Origin of the sequence: Thalassolituus sp. UBA3500 (assembly GCF_002377545.1) — a bacterium.
Lineage (GTDB): Bacteria > Pseudomonadota > Gammaproteobacteria > Pseudomonadales > Oceanobacteraceae > Thalassolituus.
In genome coordinates this window covers 59,353-78,522 of record NZ_DFQB01000032.1, presented here as the reverse complement: position 1 = coordinate 78,522, position 19,170 = coordinate 59,353, and the positions used below count along the sequence as shown (strand labels likewise).

Here is a 19,170-nt window from a genome sequence, read left to right as displayed (position 1 = left end):
ATGACAATGACTGAAATCACACAAATCCGACGCGCCCTTATCAGCGTTTCCGACAAAACCGGAATCGTAGAATTCGCTTACGCACTGACTCAGGCAGGTGTAGAAATCCTGTCAACGGGCGGTACTTATAAGCTGCTGGTAGACAACAACATCCCAGCCGTTGAGGTGTCAGACTACACAGAATTTCCTGAAATGATGGATGGCCGTGTTAAAACACTGCACCCTAAAATTCACGGTGGCATTCTTGGTCGTCGCGGTCAGGATGATGAAGTCATGCATGAACATCACATCAACCCGATTGATCTGGTGGTAGTGAACCTCTACCCATTTGCAGCGACCGTTGCTCGCCCTGATTGCGACCTCCCTGTGGCCATCGAAAACATCGACATCGGTGGTCCGACCATGGTTCGCTCAGCCGCGAAAAACAACGCGCACGTTGGTATCGTGGTAAACGCCTCTGATTACGATCAGGTTCTGCAGGAAATCAATGCACACCAGGGTCTGACGGCTAAATTGCGTTTCGACCTGGCGCTGAAAGCGTTCGAGCACACTGCTGCTTATGACGGCATGATTGCTAACTACCTGGGCACCATTGACCAGACTGCGGAAGTACTGAGCGTTGATAAGCGTGACGCATTCCCACGTACCTTCAACAGCCAGTTCATCAAAACGCAGGACATGCGTTACGGCGAAAACCCACACCAGAAAGCGGCTTTCTACGTTGAAGCCAACCCGGCTGAAGCCTCTATCGCTACCGCGAAGCAGATTCAGGGTAAAGAGCTGTCATACAATAATGTCGCTGACACAGACGCAGCGCTTGAATGCGTTAAATCATTCACCAAGCCAGCTTGTGTGATCGTTAAGCACGCTAACCCATGTGGTGTAGCCGTTGTGCCTGACGACGAAGGCGGCATCCGCAAAGCCTATGACCTGGCTTACGCAACCGACAGCGAGTCAGCATTTGGTGGCATCATCGCCTTCAACCGTGAGCTGGATGGCGACACTGCACAAGCCATCGTTGACCGTCAGTTTGTTGAAGTCATCATCGCGCCAAAAGTCTCAGCCGAAGCCATCGCAGTTGTCGAAGCGAAGAAGAATGTTCGCCTGCTTGAATGTGGCGAATGGTCTGCAGAGCGCGTTGAAGGTTTTGACTACAAGCGCGTGAATGGTGGCCTGCTGGTTCAGGATCGCGACAACGGCATGATCACGGCCGACGACCTGAAAGTTGTTACTAAGCGTACGCCGACCGAAGCTGAATTGAACGATCTGATCTTCGCCTGGAAAGTCGCTAAATTCGTTAAATCGAACGCCATTATTTATGCCAAAGATCGCCAGACTGTCGGTGTAGGCGCTGGTCAGATGAGCCGCGTAAACTCAGCGCGTATCGCAGCAATTAAAGCAGAACACGCAGGTCTGCAGGTTGAAGGTGCAGTAATGGCATCTGACGCTTTCTTCCCGTTCCGTGACGGTATTGATAACGCGGCGAAAGCGGGCATTAAAGCGATTATCCAGCCGGGTGGTTCGATTCGTGACGAGGAAGTGATTGCAGCCGCCGACGAGGCAGGCATTGCAATGGTGTTTACGGGTATGCGCCACTTTAGGCACTGATTAATACGGAGCTACTGCACCGTAGGTAACGCTTCTTTATGAAAGAAAGCGATCGAGCTTAAGCGGTGGAAATTAAAATTTTGCGACAACGAATTTAATGCGGTGTCGCATTGAAGAGAATTGGGCGTTGTAGCCCCGGGAGATGAAAGGTTTCTGAGCAAGGCAAAACCTGAGGAAAAAGCGGAGTGTACTTTAGTACATGAGCATTTTGACAAAGGTTTTAACACCGCTCAGGAGCGTTTCAGACCCGCAATAAGAGAAGTCAGCTATGAAAATCTTAGTAATTGGCAGTGGTGGTCGTGAACACGCTCTGGCCTGGAAGGCTCTACAATCTCCGCTGGTTGAAAAAGTATTCGTTGCTCCGGGCAACGCTGGCACAGCGATCGAAGACAACATCGAAAACGTTGCCATCGACGTTTTGGATTTCGATGCACTGGAAGCTTTCGCGAAAGAAAACGAAGTTGGCCTGACGATTGTTGGCCCAGAAGCTCCTCTGGTCGACGGTGTGGTAGATCAGTTTGAAGCCGCTGGCCTGAAGATCTTTGGCCCTAAAAAAGGCGCTGCGCAGCTGGAAGGTTCAAAAGCATTCACTAAAGACTTCCTGGCACGTCATCAGATCCCTACCGCTGAATACCAGAACTTCACCGAAGTTGAGCCAGCACTGGCTTACCTGCGAGAGAAGGGCGCGCCTATCGTTGTTAAGGCCGATGGTCTGGCCGCTGGTAAAGGCGTCATCGTTGCAGAAACTCTGGAACAAGCGGAAGAAGCCGTAAAAGACATGCTGTCTGGCAATGCTTTCGGCGATGCTGGTTGTCGTGTTGTGATCGAAGAGTTCCTCGCGGGCGAAGAAGCGTCTTTCATCGTCATGGTCGATGGTAAGAACGTTCTGCCAATGGCCACCAGCCAGGATCACAAGCGTGTTGGCGATAAAGATACTGGCCCTAACACCGGTGGCATGGGTGCTTACTCTCCTGCTCCTGTTGTCACGCCAGAAATCGATGCGCGCATCATGCGCGAAGTCATTATGCCGACGGTTGAAGGCATGGCCGCTGAAGGCAATGATTACACAGGTTTCCTGTACGCCGGTCTGATGATCGACGAGTCTGGCGCACCTAAAGTCATTGAGTACAACTGCCGCTTCGGTGACCCAGAAACTCAACCCATCATGCTGCGCATGCAGTCTGATATGGTTGCTCACTGTCTCGCTGCTCTCGAAGGTAAGCTTGATACTGAAAATGCAGAGTGGGACCCGCGCCCATCACTCGGTGTGGTTCTGGCAGCCGCAGGCTACCCGGCCGACTACCCGAAAGGCGATGTTATTTCTTTGCCTGCGGATGACGGCACCGACCGTAAAGTCTTCCATGCCGGGACTAAACTGAATGAGAATGGCGAGGTAGTGACTGCCGGTGGTCGTGTGCTGTGTGCAACTGCTCTCGGCAACTCCGTCAGCGAAGCTCAGGCACAAGCGTATGAGCTGGTAAAACTGGTCTCATGGGAAGGTATGTTCTGCCGTTCCGATATCGGTTATCGTGCTGTAGCACGCGAGAACGAAAACGGCTGATTGCCCTATTGTTCTCAGGGTCTTGAGACCCAGCAGGGCCAGCCTAGCTGGCCCTTGATTTAAGCTGTTAAACGCCAAGCATTCTGGTGAGGGATCACTGCAGTAATGACCGCTCAACACGTTTCCAATCGTATTCTTCACTGCCTGATACTGACCACGCTCTTGTTGCTCGTATCGATGCGCGCATCAGCCATTGGTCCGATTATTCTTCCTGAAGGTTCTTTCAGCCAGACAATTACTCCGTATACCGCTTTCTACGAAGACACATCGGCCTCTCTAAGCCTGACTCAGATATTAGCCAGCGATCGTCAACTGAGTTTCACGCCAACGCACACAGTTTCACTTAAGCGGGGGGCGACCTCTGGCGTCGTCTGGATACGCATGTCAGTACTGAACCCATTTGCCCAGGAAATGGATTCCATGCTGACGCTGTCAAATTCGCGTATCGACTCAGTCCGGGTATTTAATATATCCAACCCGGGTCAGCCACTCGAGCTGAATGCTCCGCAACCGCAAGGGTCTTTAAGTCAGGCACACGTCTTCAGCCTGAGCCTGGGAAGCAAAGCAACCAACAGTTATCTTATACGTCTCGAAACTGATGCCTTGATGACGACCCGTATTGCTCTGAAGAGCCTGGATCAGTTCAATCTGATAGAGCGTGTCAGTAACCTGTTAACCGGTGCGCTTCTGGGGCTGGTATCTCTGGTTTTGTTGTACTTTCTCTTCGCTTTCGCTCGTGGCGATAAAGGTATGCTCACCGCGGGCATAATGTGCTCAGTGTCGGTCATGTTTTTTGTTCCCGCGAGCGTGGGTATCAGTGTCGACCTGCCCATCAACATGTATCTCCCAAATGGCTGCATCGAAACGTTTTCGATAGGCGGTATCCTGATCGCCCAGCTCTTGGCTCTCTTGAAGCTCAACTGGCGACAGAACTGGATTCGCGCTCTGATCAAGATGAATATTGCAGCTCAGGTCGCTATTCTGCTGAGTGATGTATTTACGCCCAGCTATCAAACGGAGTTACTCCTTTATATCACTACGACCCTGGTTCAGCTGCTTACTGTCTTGCTGACGACGGTTTATCGCAGCAAGCACCCTGAGTCTCATGTGTACCTACGCAGCGCCGCCATCGTGATCGGTCTGGGAATGGTCGTTACGCTGATGCACAAGATGAACCTGATCAACATGCCACTGACTGAACAGATGCTGGTCTTTCTTCTGCCACTGTCCGCGGCTGCCGGTCTGTTTTTCTCACAGCGCGCAATCAGCGCCAAGTATAGCCACCGCGAAATCAGTGGGCAGCCGGGGATTCCACCCGAGACGATGGGGCAGATCAGCCACGAACTCAGAACCCCCATTAACGGCGTCATCGGCATGAGCGAACTGCTCACCGACACCCCGCTCTCCATCACTCAACGTGATCACCTTGAAACCATCAAGATGGCTGGCAATGATCTGTTGGTGCTGGTTAACGAGCTTTCAGATCTTGGAAAACTCAAAGCCCGAGAGGTCTTCCTTGATATCAAACCCGTGCGCGTTATTAACCTTCTCAACCGCACCCTGGGGCACTTCCAGCAAGAAGCAGCACGTAAGCAGGTTGAGTTGATTCTCGACCTGTCTGACGACTTTCCGGGGCGGCTACTGTGTGACCGGAACAGACTGTTATCCGTGTTTTACAACCTGCTGTCACGCACGCTGGCGTACACCGAGCATGGTGCTTTGACGGTGTATGCCTCGTACTACTGCGGAGAGCAAGCGCAAGGACTGCGCCTTCAACTTCAGATAAGTGGCACTGTGATCAAGCAGCAAGAACTGGAATCCCTTTTCCGCATGCTGCAACCGGGAAACACCAAAGTGGACGGCAACGACCCACACACCTGGAATCTAACGGTTGTAAGAGGCCTTATACGCCATATGCGCGGCACGCTGGATATCGAAAGCCTGAGCAGCCAGGGCGGTTCCGTCACCCTATTCATACCGATGCAGACCGATACCAGCGAAGACCTCTCGCCAAAAGAACAGGACTCTTCTCTTAAGGGCCTGAACGTCCTCATCGTTGACGATAATGCCACACTGCGCTCAGTCATCGAAAAGCAGCTGAAACGCTGGGGAGTGAACTCAGACAGCACCTACAGTGGCAAAGAGGCTCTGGCCATGCTGCGCACAGAGCATCGCAATGGCACCCCCTATGACATCGTCATTATTGATCACGACATGCCAGTGATGTCAGGCCTGCAATTAGCAGAGCGCATCCGCTCAGACGAAGAGATTCGTCGTAAACCCGCCAACCTGATGCTGACCGGGCTGAGTACCAACAGTGTCGAACGCAGTGCTTCAGCGGCAGGTATCGATTATGTGATTGCCAAGCCTGCAAGTGGTAACCGCCTGCGGGAAGCACTTGCTATCCTCCAGAAGCGGCGCACACCGGCCTACTGACCTGCATCATGCAGGGCTGCACTCAATAGGGTAAAATGGTCACCAGATTCAAAGAAGGTGACCTTCATGACCGCCAAACGACAATTTTCTCTGTTCGATAAACTCATCACCAATGCCGACCAGGCGCTGAGAACGCTGGTTCCCGGCGCGGCCACCGCTGAGCGAGCTTCGCCTGCGCAAAGTCGTGAGTACAGTGAACTGTCAGAGCAGGAACGACAGCACGCTGCCGGGTTGATGCGTATTAATCATACCGGCGAAGTCTGTGCACAGGCCCTGTACCAGGGTCAGGCGTTAACCGCAAAGCTGCCAGAAGTGCGTGAGGCCATGGAAGAAGCGGCGGATGAAGAAATCGATCACCTGGTCTGGTGCGAAGAACGCATTAAAGATCTCGGCAGCCACACCAGTCGCCTGAATCCTGCGTTTTATGCCCTCTCCTTCGGCATTGGTGCCATCGCTGGCAAAATCAGCGATAAAGTCAGCCTCGGCTTTGTTGCCGCCACCGAAGAGCAGGTCTGTAGCCATCTGAGCAAACACATGACCTCGCTGCCAACGCAGGACGAGAAGAGCAAAGCTGTATTACTGCAGATGCTCGAAGACGAAGCAAAACACGCGACCAGCGCCATTGAAGCCGGCGGAGCACGCTTTCCACTGCCGGTAAAACTTGGAATGACGGCTCTTTCAAAAGTCATGACCAAGGCCACTTACCGGGTCTGACCCGTCCCTTCCTGCCCCACTTTGGTTCAGAAGTGGGGCATCTATCACTCCCCGGTTAATAGAACAAATAGCTGTATAGCTGCATCTCTTCTGTAAACACTTGTCATATGGCCTACGCTGAAAAGTGAACCTACTCTGAAAAGAGACAAGCGGGAGAGAGAGATGCCATCGTTCAACCTGATCAGTAAGATCCGCCGGTTTTATAAAGTACCTGAAAATCACCCAGACATTGAATGGACCCGAACTGAGACCTATCGCAAGCGCCTGGAGCAAGTAAAAACAGGCTGGATCATCAGTGGCGTTCTGATGTTGGCCGCAGAAAATGTCGCTGCGATTCTTGGAATATTCTTCTTCAGCAGCTTTATGAGCTTCGCATTTCTGGAGCGGGACGAAGAATAAACCCCCAGCCCTACTCTCAGTAAACCGACCCGTGATCAGTCCCCTGAAGCAGCGCTGTTTACCGTTAGAAAAAACGTGATAACAGCCTGAATGACAGCTTTTTCTTTAATACTTTTTGCTACTCCTACTCCCTTCAGAAAACCCACCCTACAAAAATTTCCTGAACTCTTTGCCAAACGCTCAGTCACAAAATAAGCAGCAAGAGACTGCACCGCCGGGAATATCCCGAAATCATCCTCAAAAAGGAGACGTTTTATGGCTACTGCAAACTCAAAATCAGCGAATAATTCTGCCGATAAGCAAGAAGAGCTAGCCGCAAGTCGTGAGGCAGTATCAGAGGCCTACAACAAGCTGATCGATGCCAAAAATCACTTTAAAGTTGCAGCAGAATCAGCCGGTGTTGATGTAAAAAATGACGCCACCGAACAGCTACTGAAAGGCAAAGACAAAGCATCAGAACTTGCCGACCAGGCCACTGGCTACATGAAAGACAAGCCGCTGGTGACCGCCGGTATCGCATTTGCTGCAGGCTTTCTGGCATCAAAGGTTCTTTCGCGTAAATGAACCACGAAAGCGATAAAAAGCCAGAAAAGAGCGAACAGGAAGCTCTCGCTCAGGCGCTGACAGAACAACTGTCAGCGCTGTCTGGCCAGACCACAACCGCTGCAAAAGAATTGTCTGAAATATTCAGGCTCGAAATGCAGCTGACGGTCGACGATACTCGAAGATTACTCATTACATGGTTAGCCATCGTACCTGCCATTATTCTGGCCTGGATTTCTTTCAGCGGCTTGATTGCCTGGACGATTTACAGCGTCTCTGGGTCGGTAACATGGGCAATCTCGGGTGTCACTCTGCTTCAGTTTTCGCTCTGTGCCACATTGCTATCACTGAGAAAACGTTTTCGCAGCGGTATCGGCTTCAGACGCACCAAATCACAGGCACGTCGACTCGTACAGGAGGTATCCGGTGAAGCGTCAGACTCTGATCAACCAACTCGATCAACTCGATGAACAACTGACACTCAGAACCAAAGCCATCGGCGTGTTAGCCAAAGATTCACACGACACACTGAAACAGGTTCCGCCTGTCTGGTTAATAGGCACCGGCGCCGTCGCGGGTGCACTTGTGGGTTTTCTTGGCCCTGCTCGTCTTTCTGCATTAAGCATCAAAGGCAGCCAACTTGTTCCTTTCACACGCGATGCCTTCGCACTGGGCCAACAATTTGGTGGCGGTGAATGAGTCAACTTAAACAGTTGCATCCTCAGGCAACTGAAGAAAACACACCGCCAGAAAAGAAGCGGCTGACATCAATGCAAATGGTGATGTACTGGCTCACGGCGTTTGTCGTTTTCTATACCTTATATTTTGCCCAAACACTATTTCTGCCCATCATAGTGGCGGCGCTGTTTGCCTTGCTTCTCAGCCCCGTAGTCAGACTACTCAAGCGCTTCTACGTGCCTCGATCCTTCTCGGCACTGTTACTGCTCGCCATGCTAGGTGTTCCTTTCACCTTACTCGGCATGCAACTGGTAGAGCCTGCAGAGCGCTGGGCTGAACGCATTCCAGAACTATCTAATCAATTGACCGCCGAACTCGACGAAATCAGTGAGAAACTATCACCGACCGAACAACAGCCACAGACTCCCGTCAAAGAGAAAGAGAGCGGCGGTTGGTTCGGCTGGTTCAGCAAAGATGAACCCGAACCGCCAAAACCCGAACCAGAACCTGATCAGAACGCGGTATCTGACCGCTTCAAGCAAGGCGGTATTGAGTTGATGATTCAGGTACTGGGAGCCACACCTGTGATGCTGACTCAGTTCTTCACCTTTCTGATACTTGTTGTTTTCATGCTGGTGTTCGGCCCTTTGCTCTACTCCAGTTTTATGAGCAGCTTCAGCCAGAAGCAGGATAAACAGGCGGCGGACTCTCTGCTTAATGAGGTTCAGCGTGAGCTATCACGGTACATACTGACCGTGAGCGTTATCAATACGTGTTTAGGCATAGTCACAGGAGCCGCACTCTGGGCTGCTGGAGTACAGGATGCATTGCTATGGGGGGTAATGGTCGCCCTGCTGAACTTCGCGCCCTACGTCGGCCCGATTGCCGGAATGTTCGTACTCTACCTGGCAGGCATTGTTCAGTACGGTGCGGGCTGGATGGCAACGATGCCACCACTGATCTTCTTTGCGATTAACACCATTGAGGCGCAGTTCATTACACCCACGGTACTCGGCCATAATATGAGGCTGAATCCGCTGATACTGATTCTCTGGCTGATACTCTGGGGGTGGATGTGGGGCGCCGTCGGCGTATTGATCGCCGTCCCCCTACTGGTTTGCCTGAAGCTGGCAGCGGCACGCCTGAACGTACTATCAAGATGGGTGAAGCTGATAGAAACACCCGGCTGATGAGGATAGCGGGCTGAAGGGAATACCGGGCGAGCAAAAGCCGCCCGGTGTTAAATATCAGGCTTTCTTGACGAACTTAGCAGTCACCATAATCTCGCCCGCACCGGCAAACTTACAGTCCAGCTCGTGATCTTTGCCTTCAACAATGCGACGAATCGTGGTTTTAGAACCGATCTTCAGCGGCTGCGATGAACCTTTCACCTTCAGATCTTTGATCAGAGTGATCTGATCGCCTACTTCCAGCACCTTGCCGTTCGAGTCACGCACGACAAACGCATCGTCATCGCTATTGTCCGACGGATTCCACTCGTGACCGCATTCAGGGCACACCAGGTTCGCCTGATCTTCATAAACGTATTCAGACTGGCACTTAGGGCATGGAGGCAAAGACATAATGAACACTTCTTATCGAATTTTAAGGAGGCCGGAGTATACCCGAATAGCCCTACAAACGGTATGGGGTCTCAATCGTCATCCTGCATCGGGATGCCGTAGGTACCGGCATCCAGGCCAGCTAACCGCTCATTGATAGCCGCCTGCTCTACTACCGTTACCTCAACGACATCATCGGGCTGATAGAAGATGTGCTTCCCCTTTGCATCATCAAACCGAATCTTGCCCAGAATCACACCACGCTCACTAATGCAGTCCAGCTCTTGCTGGATCGGGAAAAACAACATACTGAACAGAACCTGAATAACGTGAAGAGGCGGCGATTATAGCTATCGGAGTAATCCCCCTCAATTTGTACAACTTACGTATAAGTTCTGGATTTTATGCCCCCTTCTCGTACACAATGGAGCGACTTAACTCACTGACTTACCTCTCTGGAGTCATGCATGTTCTCATTCTTGAAAAGCGACCCGACTAAGAAACTCAGAAAACAACACGCCATCCTGCTTGAACAGGCGATGCATGCGCAAAGGGGTGGCGACATCCGCACTTACTCTAAGTTATCGACGGAGGCCGAGGAGATTTATAAGAAGATTCAGGAGATGGAAGAGTCTGAGGGGAAGTAACGCAACGGGTTCGTAGATATCGCGCACCTGGTCAGTATAATTTTCGTGTCTGTTTGGTTAAGGCAAGTTCACTACTGATCTAAAGCGGCTTATCAGAGCCTTTGCCCAACGTATATACTCAAGACAGCTCTACAAAAAATCACTACCCAAAAGACTACCCATAGGTATACACCGATAACCCACAAGTAGTGAAATACGGCACGGATTTTACTTCTGGACGCCTGATAGTGGGGTTCGTCTTGCTCGTAGCGCCTGGCGACAGACTGAAAGACAAAACAGATTGGAACCAGAAGTAGAGCCACGATAAAACAAGGCAGAATAAACAACGGATGTATACCGCTAAGAACCGAGCCTATAGCCCCAGTACCCATCGCTGTATAAATTAATTTGACGAGTACGCCATCAAAATCAGAGTATCTCCCATTCAGCATCATCAATGGTTTTTCAATTATCCAAGGTTTCATCATTACCTTCTAACGCCTCAATCAGCCGACGCGTCAGCGATCGGCTGCATTGACTTGTTAGTTTCGAATTCCAGGCCATAAACTCTCTTATAGCTTTCCGATAGAGCTGTCTCAAGCGTGTCAAATACCTGAGTAAATCGGGTAGTCCAGCTTAGATCTTCTTGCTCGTTTGCCTTATCAATTAGATAGGTTCTCAATTGAATTTTGCTTTTCTCGTTCTTCATACTAAATGGTTGTAGTTTCCCTTCAACGTCAACCGAATAATCATCTCCAAACCAATCTGGATTGCTACCTTGTGCTTCAACAATCCATTCATGAGGAAAAAGCCCTTCCAGTGAAAAGCCGGTATGAAGACTGATGAAGTCTTTATTTGCATGAAATGGTATCTTTTTGTTGCCAAGATAACCTTGTAGATTTCTTCTGGTCTTATCTCCCGCGGGATCGCCATCTAAAATAGTTACAACAGGTCTTTCGTTTGCTATAAATTCGTATGTGGCTTTCATAAAGCCTTCCATACCAGAAACACCAGTGAAATCTAAAAACTCCGAATTTCTTACACAAGGCCAATTATAATTACCATCGCCATCAGGCTTGACCAATTTTAAAAACCATTGGAATGTTTCGCGATCTGACTTTCCCTCTACAAATACATTTAATAATCCCAAATTATAGTAGTCGCTAAACCTAACTCCTAAAGCATTCCGAATTGAAGAAGTGGCTTCAACATAAGATTTATACTGGATAATACGTGTTTGGTTATTATTGAGTTCTGTTCCAACTACTTTTCTTGGATCTTGTGCAACGAAGCCCAGAGAATGAGTTGTTGTCACCAATAGAGACTCACTACGCAATTGTTCAAGCATCTTATGACAAGATTCTGCCAATTGAGGATGGAGGTACGATTCAGGCTCTTCGATGAGCCATATTGTACTTTTTTTCAACTTCAACTCTTCTTTCGTTATCCATAAAAAAGAAGCCAGTATTGCAGATGCTTGAATGCCCATGCCTTTTCTATCAATACTTGTTTTATTTGGATCTGATAGGTGGAACTCAAATCGATCTATTAGTTGCTCCATTGAATTACTAGGCAAGCCAAAATGAGACTTAATATGTGAAAGGCCTGCGACTTCTAATTGAGTATCAAGAGCACTTGATATGTCAGATAGGTTGTTATTTATTTCAGATACTTTATCAGACAGAACACGGGTTACAGAGCGTTTAATGAAAGGAAGAAGCAAGGTTGAGTATAAATCGGCAATACTCTTAGATGACGGAACATAGTGACATACAAACTTTTCTAACAAGATGTTTACTGCGGTAATTTGTTTTCTTGAAAACTGTGCCTGAAACTCCTTCTTCATCTTTTCATTAGAGAAAAATCTATACAACGGTTTTCCCGACTTTGCAAATGATAAATATAAGGAAAAGCTAGAGCCAACTTCTTTTGGCTCCTCTAACATTGTGTTTAATTCATCGTACAGCTCAAAAAAGTCTTTGTCTGCTTCTCTATCTCCAGTAAAGCTTGCGACAAGGCTTGTTTGCCCTGAAGTTATCCCAAAAGTCAGATCTCGCTTAGCTTCGTACTCCAACACATTATCATAGCCGGTAAATATCATTTCTATGGCTTTTAGAATGTTGGTCTTTCCACTGCTATTTGGACCAACTATTGTAAGGCCATTACTCAAATCAACAAATTGCTCACTTCCTAGAGTACGGAAATTCCTAATTCTTAGGCTATCAAACTTCATCTCAATCCTTGTGCATCCTGTAGAAACTACCAGCTTATTAGTATGCATGCGCGTTTATCCTGGGATACTCTTTCGAGGTTTCCTGGATAACTCTTTGAACTGATTGAAGAATCTTCCATAACTCAAACCTCCCTTCCAGAAAAACGAGCATATAACTCTTCTACTATGACTTATTCTCGATCCAGTCCTGTCCATGCATAGATGTAATATCTCTCTCCTTCGGTTTTTTTGAAGGTTTCTCTTCAAACAACGGCCATTGATACTCACCCATGGTTTCAGCCAGAGACATATCCGGGCAATTGTCTTTCACCTTTTCCCACTCTGAAAGCGTCTTCTTTCCCACCTTAAGGCTCATCGACTCAATAATTGAATCGCACAGTGCCATCGTTGGCTTCGTCGTTATTTCATCGTGAAGAAGCAGTGCTGTCATATCAAAATAGATAATAACAAACTGACTTGAACTAATCGGGAATGCTACCACCCTTACTAATTCTGGATTATCTTTCCCACCATTAGCTATATAGTGCAGGTCAAATTTCACTCCCTGAACACTGTCTGATAACGGCAATAGCCTCCAATTTAATGGAGCACGACAATCAGGACGTTTACCCGATCGTTTGTAACCGTGACTATGGTCAAAATAGTCTGCGATAGCAGATTCAAATACTCGCGGATGAAAAAGGCTCAACCCTTTAAATTGTGAGTCATCAGCGACCGTATTCAGAATTCCCCGCATGGTTAATCTTGATTTTCGCCCAGAAAACCACTGCCCGACAAAGTACCAGGTATTTTCATAAAATCGTTCTTTAATCCAGGCATCAACGGGGCCTGGCCCTCGACCATATACTCTTTCAAGATACTGAATTTTTAATATATCCCGACCACCAGGCTTAATTGCATCCACAGACCAAAAATCACCACCAAAGCCGAACACGGGATTTGCCCAAGGAGCGTCAAAGTAGAAATTCACATCTCCGAATATCCACTTATTGAGCCTTGGTTTAGAAAAATATGGCCCACGAATCTCTGTTGCATTTCTAACTGCACCTTGCGTGTAAGCAAACGGGAAGAATTTTAACCAACCAAGCATGAGATTCATCCTCGTCCTAGTCGCTCTTTAATTGTTTTATAGGCAAACTGCAATGCTCCAATTCCCCCTGTAATAGTACCAACAGTCGCCAGAAGCGGTGAACCCGTTGCCAGACCACCACCGAGGGCACCAATACCTATAATTGTATTGGCAGTCATAGTGCCATTGGCTAACTCACGACCATAATCATCCCAGTTGTACGGATCAGATCGATCAGCAGCGCGTTGCGCATTGCCTATCGTGGCACTTAACGTCGCACGAACATGGCTATTACTTCTCAACAAGTCTTTATCCGCGATCATGCCCAGATGATTCACCGCGCTCAATGTTTGCTTAGGATCAGATGTTGCCCAACACATTTTTACGATATGGTTCTGTTCATTGAAGGTGACTCCTTTACTCGCTAGAGCAGTCAATGCTTGAGTCAGTACAACCGAACCGCCACGTTGAGATGTCCATTCCACACCTTTCTGACCTTTAGATTTCTCGATAACATCGGCCAGCAATCCCGCATACCCATAGGTCTGCCGAACCATGGCAGCATTATAATTTCGCATACCTTTCAGATCACATCCAAGTGGCGAATAGAAAAGGTCGAAATCGCATTTTAAAGCTGCACTACTACCGAACAACTGATCTAATTCCCTTGCCGCCCTATCAGCAGCATCTTTCGGCAAGGCGAAAGTAGTATCAGAAATAACGACTCTACGATCATTTTGGGCCTGAATACGACGATTCTGCCTGTACTTAGCCTCAACACTATCTCTCTCACGCGTAACACTATATACACCTGGCTTTTGCCGACTGCCTTTCTCTATCGCCATATACTCATCGCTCAAGTCGAGGCGAGTAATTGCCAGTACGTCATCAGGGCGACGCTCCACCATGGCAGCAATACCCGGAACATAAACGACAACCTGTTGAAGACTGTTCGTTTTAAAGTCGTTGATGTTAGGAATAAAAACGTTGTTTTTACCTGTCAGTCCTGTTGATAAGGCGGCAAGATGTTTCAAAGCAAGCAAGGGATAGTAATACCCTTCTTTTGCTGCTTTTTGCAAAATCAGAGCATCTTTTTCAGTGTTTGGGGTAAATACGACAGGCTTACCAATTCCTGGCGTATTCAGTTGCAGGCCGTCAGGAGTTTTTACGAGGTTCATCAAGCAATCCTTTGTATCGGGTCAGTAGGATGACCGCCAAGCGTCCATTTAATGTTTGTTCACAGGATACCTTTTGTTTATTCGGGTGAAAAGCACTCTGGTGGTTGAAAAGTAACGGTGGGCAATGCCCACCCTACGTGATGATTTTCAGGTGTGCAGGCAAAAAACAGAGCAACAAAAAAGGGCCCGAAGGCCCTTTCTGTGAGTCGATAATTTAAGAGGTGCGCAGTGCACACCCTACATCAGAGACTCAGTACTTTCTCACCACGTGCGATACCAGATACACCAGTACGTACGGTTTCGAGTACACAGCCAGCACCGATGGATTCGATGAAGGCTTCAAGCTTGTCGCTCGTGCCGGTCAGCTGGATGGTGTACACACTTGGACTGACGTCAACGATCTGGCCGCGGAAGATGTCAGCCGTACGTTTGATTTCAGCGCGCTGTGCACCAATCGCTTTGACTTTTATCAGCATCAGCTCGCGTTCAATGTGCGGGCCTTCTGACAGGTCAACCAGCTTAACCACTTCTACCAGTTTGTTGAGCTGCTTGGTGATCTGTTCGATCTTGCGCTCGTCGCCGGTGGTGGTCATGGTCATGCGCGACAGGGTTTCGTCTTCTGTTGGCGCGACCGTTAAGGTTTCGATGTTGTAGCCGCGCTGTGCAAACAGACCAACAACGCGGGACAAAGCACCTGGCTCGTTTTCAAGCAGGATTGAAATAATGTGTCTCATGATCAGGTACGCTCCGTCTTGCTCAGCCACATATCACGCATGGAGCCGGTTGGCACCTGCATTGGATATACGTGTTCGGTTTCATCAACTGCTACGTCGAGGAATACCAGACGGTCGTTGTACTTGCCGAAGGTGTCTTCAAGCGCTTGTGGCAACTGATCGCGATCGGTCACACGGATACCCACGTGGCCATACGCTTCTACCAGCTTAACGAAGTCAGGCAGTGACTCCATGTAGGAGTGTGAGTGACGACCTTCGTAGTTCATGTCCTGCCACTGGCGAACCATGCCCAGTGAGCCGTTGTTCAGACACAGGATTTTCACCGGGATGCCGTACTGCAGACAGGTCGACAGTTCCTGGATGTTCATCTGAATAGAACCTTCACCGGTAACACACACAACCATGTCGTCCGGGAAGTTCATTTTGATGCCCATTGCCGCCGGGAAACCAAAGCCCATGGTGCCCAGACCACCGGAGTTGATCCAACGGTTTGGCTTGTCGAACTTGTAGTACTGCGCTGCAAACATCTGGTGCTGACCCACGTCAGAGGTGATGAAGGCATCACCTTTGGTGGCCGTCCACATGGCTTCGATCACTTCTTGTGGCTTCATCAGCTGGCTGTCGTTTTTCTCGTAACGTCCGCCATGACGCTCACGCCATTCGTTGATCTGCTTCCACCAGGTTTCCAGTGCTTCTGCATCTGGCGTTTCACCTGCTTCATCCAGCAGTGCCATCATTTCATCCAGAACCGCGCCTACTGGGCCAACAATCGGCACATCAGCAATGATGGTTTTAGAGATTGATGATGGATCAATGTCTACGTGGATGATTTTCGCATCCGGGCAGAATTTGTTCGTTGCGTTGGTTACGCGGTCATCGAAGCGCGCACCAATACAGATAACCACGTCTGCGTTATGCATGGTCATGTTCGCTTCATAAGAACCATGCATGCCGAGCATGCCGATAAAGCGCTCGCCAGTCCCCGGATACGCACCCAGCCCCATCAGGGTGTTGGTGCATGGGAAGTTCAGGCGATCTACCAGAGCGCGCAGTTTGTCAGAGCTGCCATCAATGATGACACCACCACCGGAATAGATTACCGGGCGCTTAGCAGCCAACAGCAACTCAACGGCCTTTTTAATCTGACCGGAGTGACCACGCTGTGGCGGCGTGTAAGAACGCATTTTAATTTTCTTCGGATAGACGTACTCATAACGTTCGTTCGGCATCGTCATATCTTTCGGAATATCGATCACAACCGGGCCAGGGCGACCGGTGCTGGCAATGTAGAATGCTTTGGCAACGATCTCTGGAATATCTTCAGGACGACGAACCGCGAAGCTGTGCTTAACGATAGGACGCGAGACACCCAGCATGTCGGTTTCCTGGAATGCATCATCACCCACAAGGTGACTCATTACCTGACCGGAAATAACGACCATAGGGATGGAGTCGGTGAACGCTGTCGCAATACCCGTAATGGTGTTTGTTGCGCCAGGACCCGAAGTAACCATCACCACGCCCGCTTTACCCGTTGCGCGCGCATAACCATCAGCCATGTGAGCAGCAGCCTGCTCATGACGGACGAGTACGTGCTTCACCGCGCTCTGCTTGTACAGCGAGTCGTAGACGTGAAGCAGCGAACCGCCCGGATAACCATAAACGTATTCAACACCTGCTTCGTGAAGTGCACGAACCAGCATGTCTCCGCCGGAAATTAATTCCACCGTAAAATCCTCTGTTCTTGTGCTCGTCGTTGAGCACGAGTTACGTATGTTCGAGTCGGGTCTGCACCAACAACAGCTCAAACGGAACCGTTGGGGCAATCCCTTAAAAGGCTGGATGAGTCACTCTTAGTTCGTCATCAGATACCGGGTACCTGGTCCAGGAAGCCGGGGTCAGGGCCGGACACGGGGGGTAACCGCATCAAAGGCCATGTATGACACTTACCACGCTCCGGGTGTGTAGCATTGGGCAAGCTGTCATTTATGGCGTTTATTCTAACAGCAGATGTCGCACGTGTGAACCACCAAACCCCTGTAAAATCAAGGCTCAGGCCGGTTTTATCATGGTATTTAGTAAGGTTATGGCAACGGTGTTTTTACCTGGGGTTTATGACGCCGGTGACGACTCAATCCAGATCATGCTGGCCTGACGTCCTGTGACACCATCCCGCCGGTACGAGAAGTACTGCTCAGGCTCTGAAAACGTGCAGTGTTTTCCGCCCAGAACCTCCCCCACACCGGCCTGCATCAGCTGCCAGCGGGCAAGCTCATACAAGTCTGCGTACCAACGGTCATGGTGCCCTTTGTGAAAGCAAACGTCGGGAGCCTCAGCAAACGCCGCCTTTACTTCTGGCCCTACCTCAAACGCTTCGGGGCCAATCGCAGGACATAAGTAAGCACTTACCTTTGATGGCTCTTCAAAGGTATTCAGAGTTTCGAGCAGAACGCCCGCCGCCAGCCCTCGCCAACCCGCGTGCGCGGCGGCGACTTGTGTCCCTTTTTGATCGCAGAAAAGTACCGGCAGGCAGTCGGCCGTCATCACTGCGCAAACAATCCCTGGCTCACCCGTCATGACCGCATCCGCCTCTGGTACCCTATCGACGGTCGTCCCCGCCGCCTTGATGACCTCAATACCATGAACCTGTTTCAGCCATTGAATGGCTCGTGCTCCAGGCAAGGCGTTAAGTAAAGCAGCTCTGTTCGCTTCCACGGCTTCAGGCAGATCCCCTACGTGATCGCCGAGATTAAACCCGTGATACGGAGGCAGAGATACACCACCCCGACGCCCCGTATAACTGGCATGCACGCCTTCCGGGAGTCGCCATTCGGGTTGGTGCAGGTCAATCATTAATAGATGTCCTGCTGAGCTTCGTCGTCGGCCAATGTATTGAGCAGTTCAATAAAGTCATCCGGCAGCTCGATTTCCCACTCCATGATTTCTTCTGTTCGCGGATGGATCAGCGTGAGTGCTTTAGCGTGCAGTGCCTGCCGCGGGAATTTCGCCAGCATTTCCCGCAGCTCAGGGCTGACACCCTTTTTAAGGCGGGTTCGCGCAGCGTAAGTCGCATCACCGACAAGCGGATGACTGATGTGCGACATGTGCACACGAATCTGGTGGGTACGGCCCGTTTCCAGCTTGCAGCGGATATAGGTGTGCGACGGAAATTTATGTAACACGCGATAATGCGTGGTGGCATCTTTGCCCATGGGGCTAACAGCCATTTTCGTACGCTGAGTACCGTGCCGACCAATCGGTTCATCGACTGTACCGCCCGCCACCATGTGCCCCTGCACTACCGCCTCATACTCACGTCCCATGCTGCGGTCCTGCAATTGAGCAACAAGATGCGTCTGAGCTTGCAGTGTTTTTGCCACCACCATCAGACCGGTGGTGTCTTTGTCGAGGCGGTGAACAATGCCCGCGCGTGGGATATTGATCAGATCCGGGCAGTGAAACAGCAGACCATTGAGTAACGTACCGGTGCGGTTGCCTGCCGCAGGATGAACGACCAGGTTGGTGGGCTTGTTCAGGACCAGAATATCGTCGTCTTCGTAAACAATATCCAGTGGGATGTCTTCGGCCTGCCACTCGCCTTCTGCTTCAAGCTCAGCTTTTAAGGTCAGGGTCTCGCCCCCGACAAGCTTGTCGCGCCCGCGCACGGACTTTCCGTTCACCAGCAACTGGCCATCTTTAATCCATTGTTGCAGGCGTGAGCGCGAGTAATCAGGAAACAGCTTCGCAGCCACCTGATCCAGGCGTTTGTTCCCCTCGTCGAACGGGACCTCGACGGTGTGATCTATCTGATCAGACATATTAACCCTGT

At 49.9% G+C, this 19,170-nt stretch carries 19 protein-coding genes; 10 read left to right on the top strand and 9 right to left on the bottom strand.

The genetic code is table 11. From position 1 onward, the window contains the following. Positions 1-6: 6 nt before the first annotated feature. From purH to B2R29_RS07820, 9 genes are all read left to right on the top strand, one after another. Positions 7-1,608, top strand: a complete 1,602-nt coding sequence (gene purH, locus B2R29_RS07860; RefSeq protein ID WP_301180536.1) for a bifunctional phosphoribosylaminoimidazolecarboxamide formyltransferase/IMP cyclohydrolase — start codon at positions 7-9, stop codon at positions 1,606-1,608. A 268-nt stretch (positions 1,609-1,876) separates the two neighbouring features. Next, positions 1,877-3,169, top strand: a complete 1,293-nt coding sequence (gene purD / locus B2R29_RS07855; RefSeq protein ID WP_301180535.1) for a phosphoribosylamine--glycine ligase — start codon at positions 1,877-1,879, stop codon at positions 3,167-3,169. A 105-nt stretch (positions 3,170-3,274) separates the two neighbouring features. Further along, positions 3,275-5,605: a response regulator gene (locus B2R29_RS07850; RefSeq protein WP_301180534.1), complete on the top strand. Its 2,331-nt coding sequence runs from the start codon at positions 3,275-3,277 to the stop codon at positions 5,603-5,605. 66 nt (positions 5,606-5,671) lie between these two features. After that, complete coding sequence (coq7, locus tag B2R29_RS07845; RefSeq protein WP_301180533.1) at positions 5,672-6,319, top strand: 2-polyprenyl-3-methyl-6-methoxy-1,4-benzoquinone monooxygenase; 648 nt, start codon at positions 5,672-5,674, stop codon at positions 6,317-6,319. Between the two features lie 162 nt (positions 6,320-6,481). Further along, a complete protein-coding gene (locus B2R29_RS07840) occupies positions 6,482-6,718 on the top strand; it encodes a hypothetical protein (protein WP_301180532.1) in 237 nt (78 codons plus the stop codon). 255 nt (positions 6,719-6,973) lie between these two features. Next, complete coding sequence (locus B2R29_RS07835; protein ID WP_301180531.1) at positions 6,974-7,282, top strand: hypothetical protein; 309 nt, start codon at positions 6,974-6,976, stop codon at positions 7,280-7,282. Continuing rightward, entirely contained in the window at positions 7,279-7,731 is a 453-nt protein-coding gene (locus tag B2R29_RS07830; RefSeq protein ID WP_301180530.1) for a hypothetical protein, read from the top strand. The genes B2R29_RS07835 and B2R29_RS07830 overlap by 4 nt, the downstream gene beginning before the upstream one ends. After that, positions 7,688-7,960, top strand: a complete 273-nt coding sequence (locus B2R29_RS07825; protein WP_301180529.1) for a hypothetical protein — start codon at positions 7,688-7,690, stop codon at positions 7,958-7,960. The genes B2R29_RS07830 and B2R29_RS07825 overlap by 44 nt, the downstream gene beginning before the upstream one ends. Then, entirely contained in the window at positions 7,957-9,129 is a 1,173-nt protein-coding gene (locus B2R29_RS07820; RefSeq protein WP_301180528.1) for an AI-2E family transporter, read from the top strand. The genes B2R29_RS07825 and B2R29_RS07820 overlap by 4 nt, the downstream gene beginning before the upstream one ends. Before the next feature lie 57 nt (positions 9,130-9,186). On the opposite strand, the gene B2R29_RS07815 is transcribed toward B2R29_RS07820, so the two are convergent. Continuing rightward, on the bottom strand, positions 9,187-9,522 hold the full coding sequence (locus B2R29_RS07815) for a zinc ribbon domain-containing protein YjdM (RefSeq protein WP_301180527.1): 336 nt from the start codon (positions 9,520-9,522) through the stop codon (positions 9,187-9,189). A 71-nt stretch (positions 9,523-9,593) separates the two neighbouring features. Further along, on the bottom strand, positions 9,594-9,809 hold the full coding sequence (locus B2R29_RS07810) for a hypothetical protein (RefSeq protein WP_301180526.1): 216 nt from the start codon (positions 9,807-9,809) through the stop codon (positions 9,594-9,596). A gap of 159 nt (positions 9,810-9,968) precedes the next feature. Between B2R29_RS07810 and B2R29_RS07805 the strand changes: the two genes are divergently transcribed. Beyond that, the gene (locus B2R29_RS07805; RefSeq protein ID WP_301180525.1) at positions 9,969-10,148 is read left to right on the top strand and encodes a DUF6435 family protein; all 180 of its coding nucleotides are present in this window, start codon (positions 9,969-9,971) and stop codon (positions 10,146-10,148) included. A gap of 481 nt (positions 10,149-10,629) precedes the next feature. Here the strand turns inward: B2R29_RS07805 and B2R29_RS07800 are convergent, their stop codons facing one another. From B2R29_RS07800 to rluD, 7 genes are all read right to left on the bottom strand, one after another. Then, the gene (locus B2R29_RS07800) at positions 10,630-12,408 is read right to left on the bottom strand and encodes an ATP-dependent nuclease (RefSeq protein WP_301180524.1); all 1,779 of its coding nucleotides are present in this window, start codon (positions 12,406-12,408) and stop codon (positions 10,630-10,632) included. A gap of 115 nt (positions 12,409-12,523) precedes the next feature. After that, a complete protein-coding gene (locus B2R29_RS07795; protein WP_301180523.1) occupies positions 12,524-13,450 on the bottom strand; it encodes a hypothetical protein in 927 nt (308 codons plus the stop codon). Between the two features lie 5 nt (positions 13,451-13,455). Continuing rightward, positions 13,456-14,607, bottom strand: a complete 1,152-nt coding sequence (locus B2R29_RS07790; RefSeq protein WP_301180522.1) for a hypothetical protein — start codon at positions 14,605-14,607, stop codon at positions 13,456-13,458. Positions 14,608-14,849: 242 nt separating this feature from the next. After that, positions 14,850-15,341, bottom strand: a complete 492-nt coding sequence (gene ilvN, locus B2R29_RS07785; protein WP_297531337.1) for an acetolactate synthase small subunit — start codon at positions 15,339-15,341, stop codon at positions 14,850-14,852. A 2-nt stretch (positions 15,342-15,343) separates the two neighbouring features. Continuing rightward, a complete protein-coding gene (locus B2R29_RS07780; protein ID WP_301180521.1) occupies positions 15,344-17,068 on the bottom strand; it encodes an acetolactate synthase 3 large subunit in 1,725 nt (574 codons plus the stop codon). 385 nt (positions 17,069-17,453) lie between these two features. After that, entirely contained in the window at positions 17,454-18,194 is a 741-nt protein-coding gene (gene pgeF, locus B2R29_RS07775) for a peptidoglycan editing factor PgeF (protein WP_301180520.1), read from the bottom strand. Beyond that, on the bottom strand, positions 18,194-19,159 hold the full coding sequence (rluD, locus tag B2R29_RS07770) for a 23S rRNA pseudouridine(1911/1915/1917) synthase RluD (RefSeq protein WP_301180519.1): 966 nt from the start codon (positions 19,157-19,159) through the stop codon (positions 18,194-18,196). The genes pgeF and rluD overlap by 1 nt, the downstream gene beginning before the upstream one ends. Between the last annotated feature and the right edge of the window lie 11 nt (positions 19,160-19,170).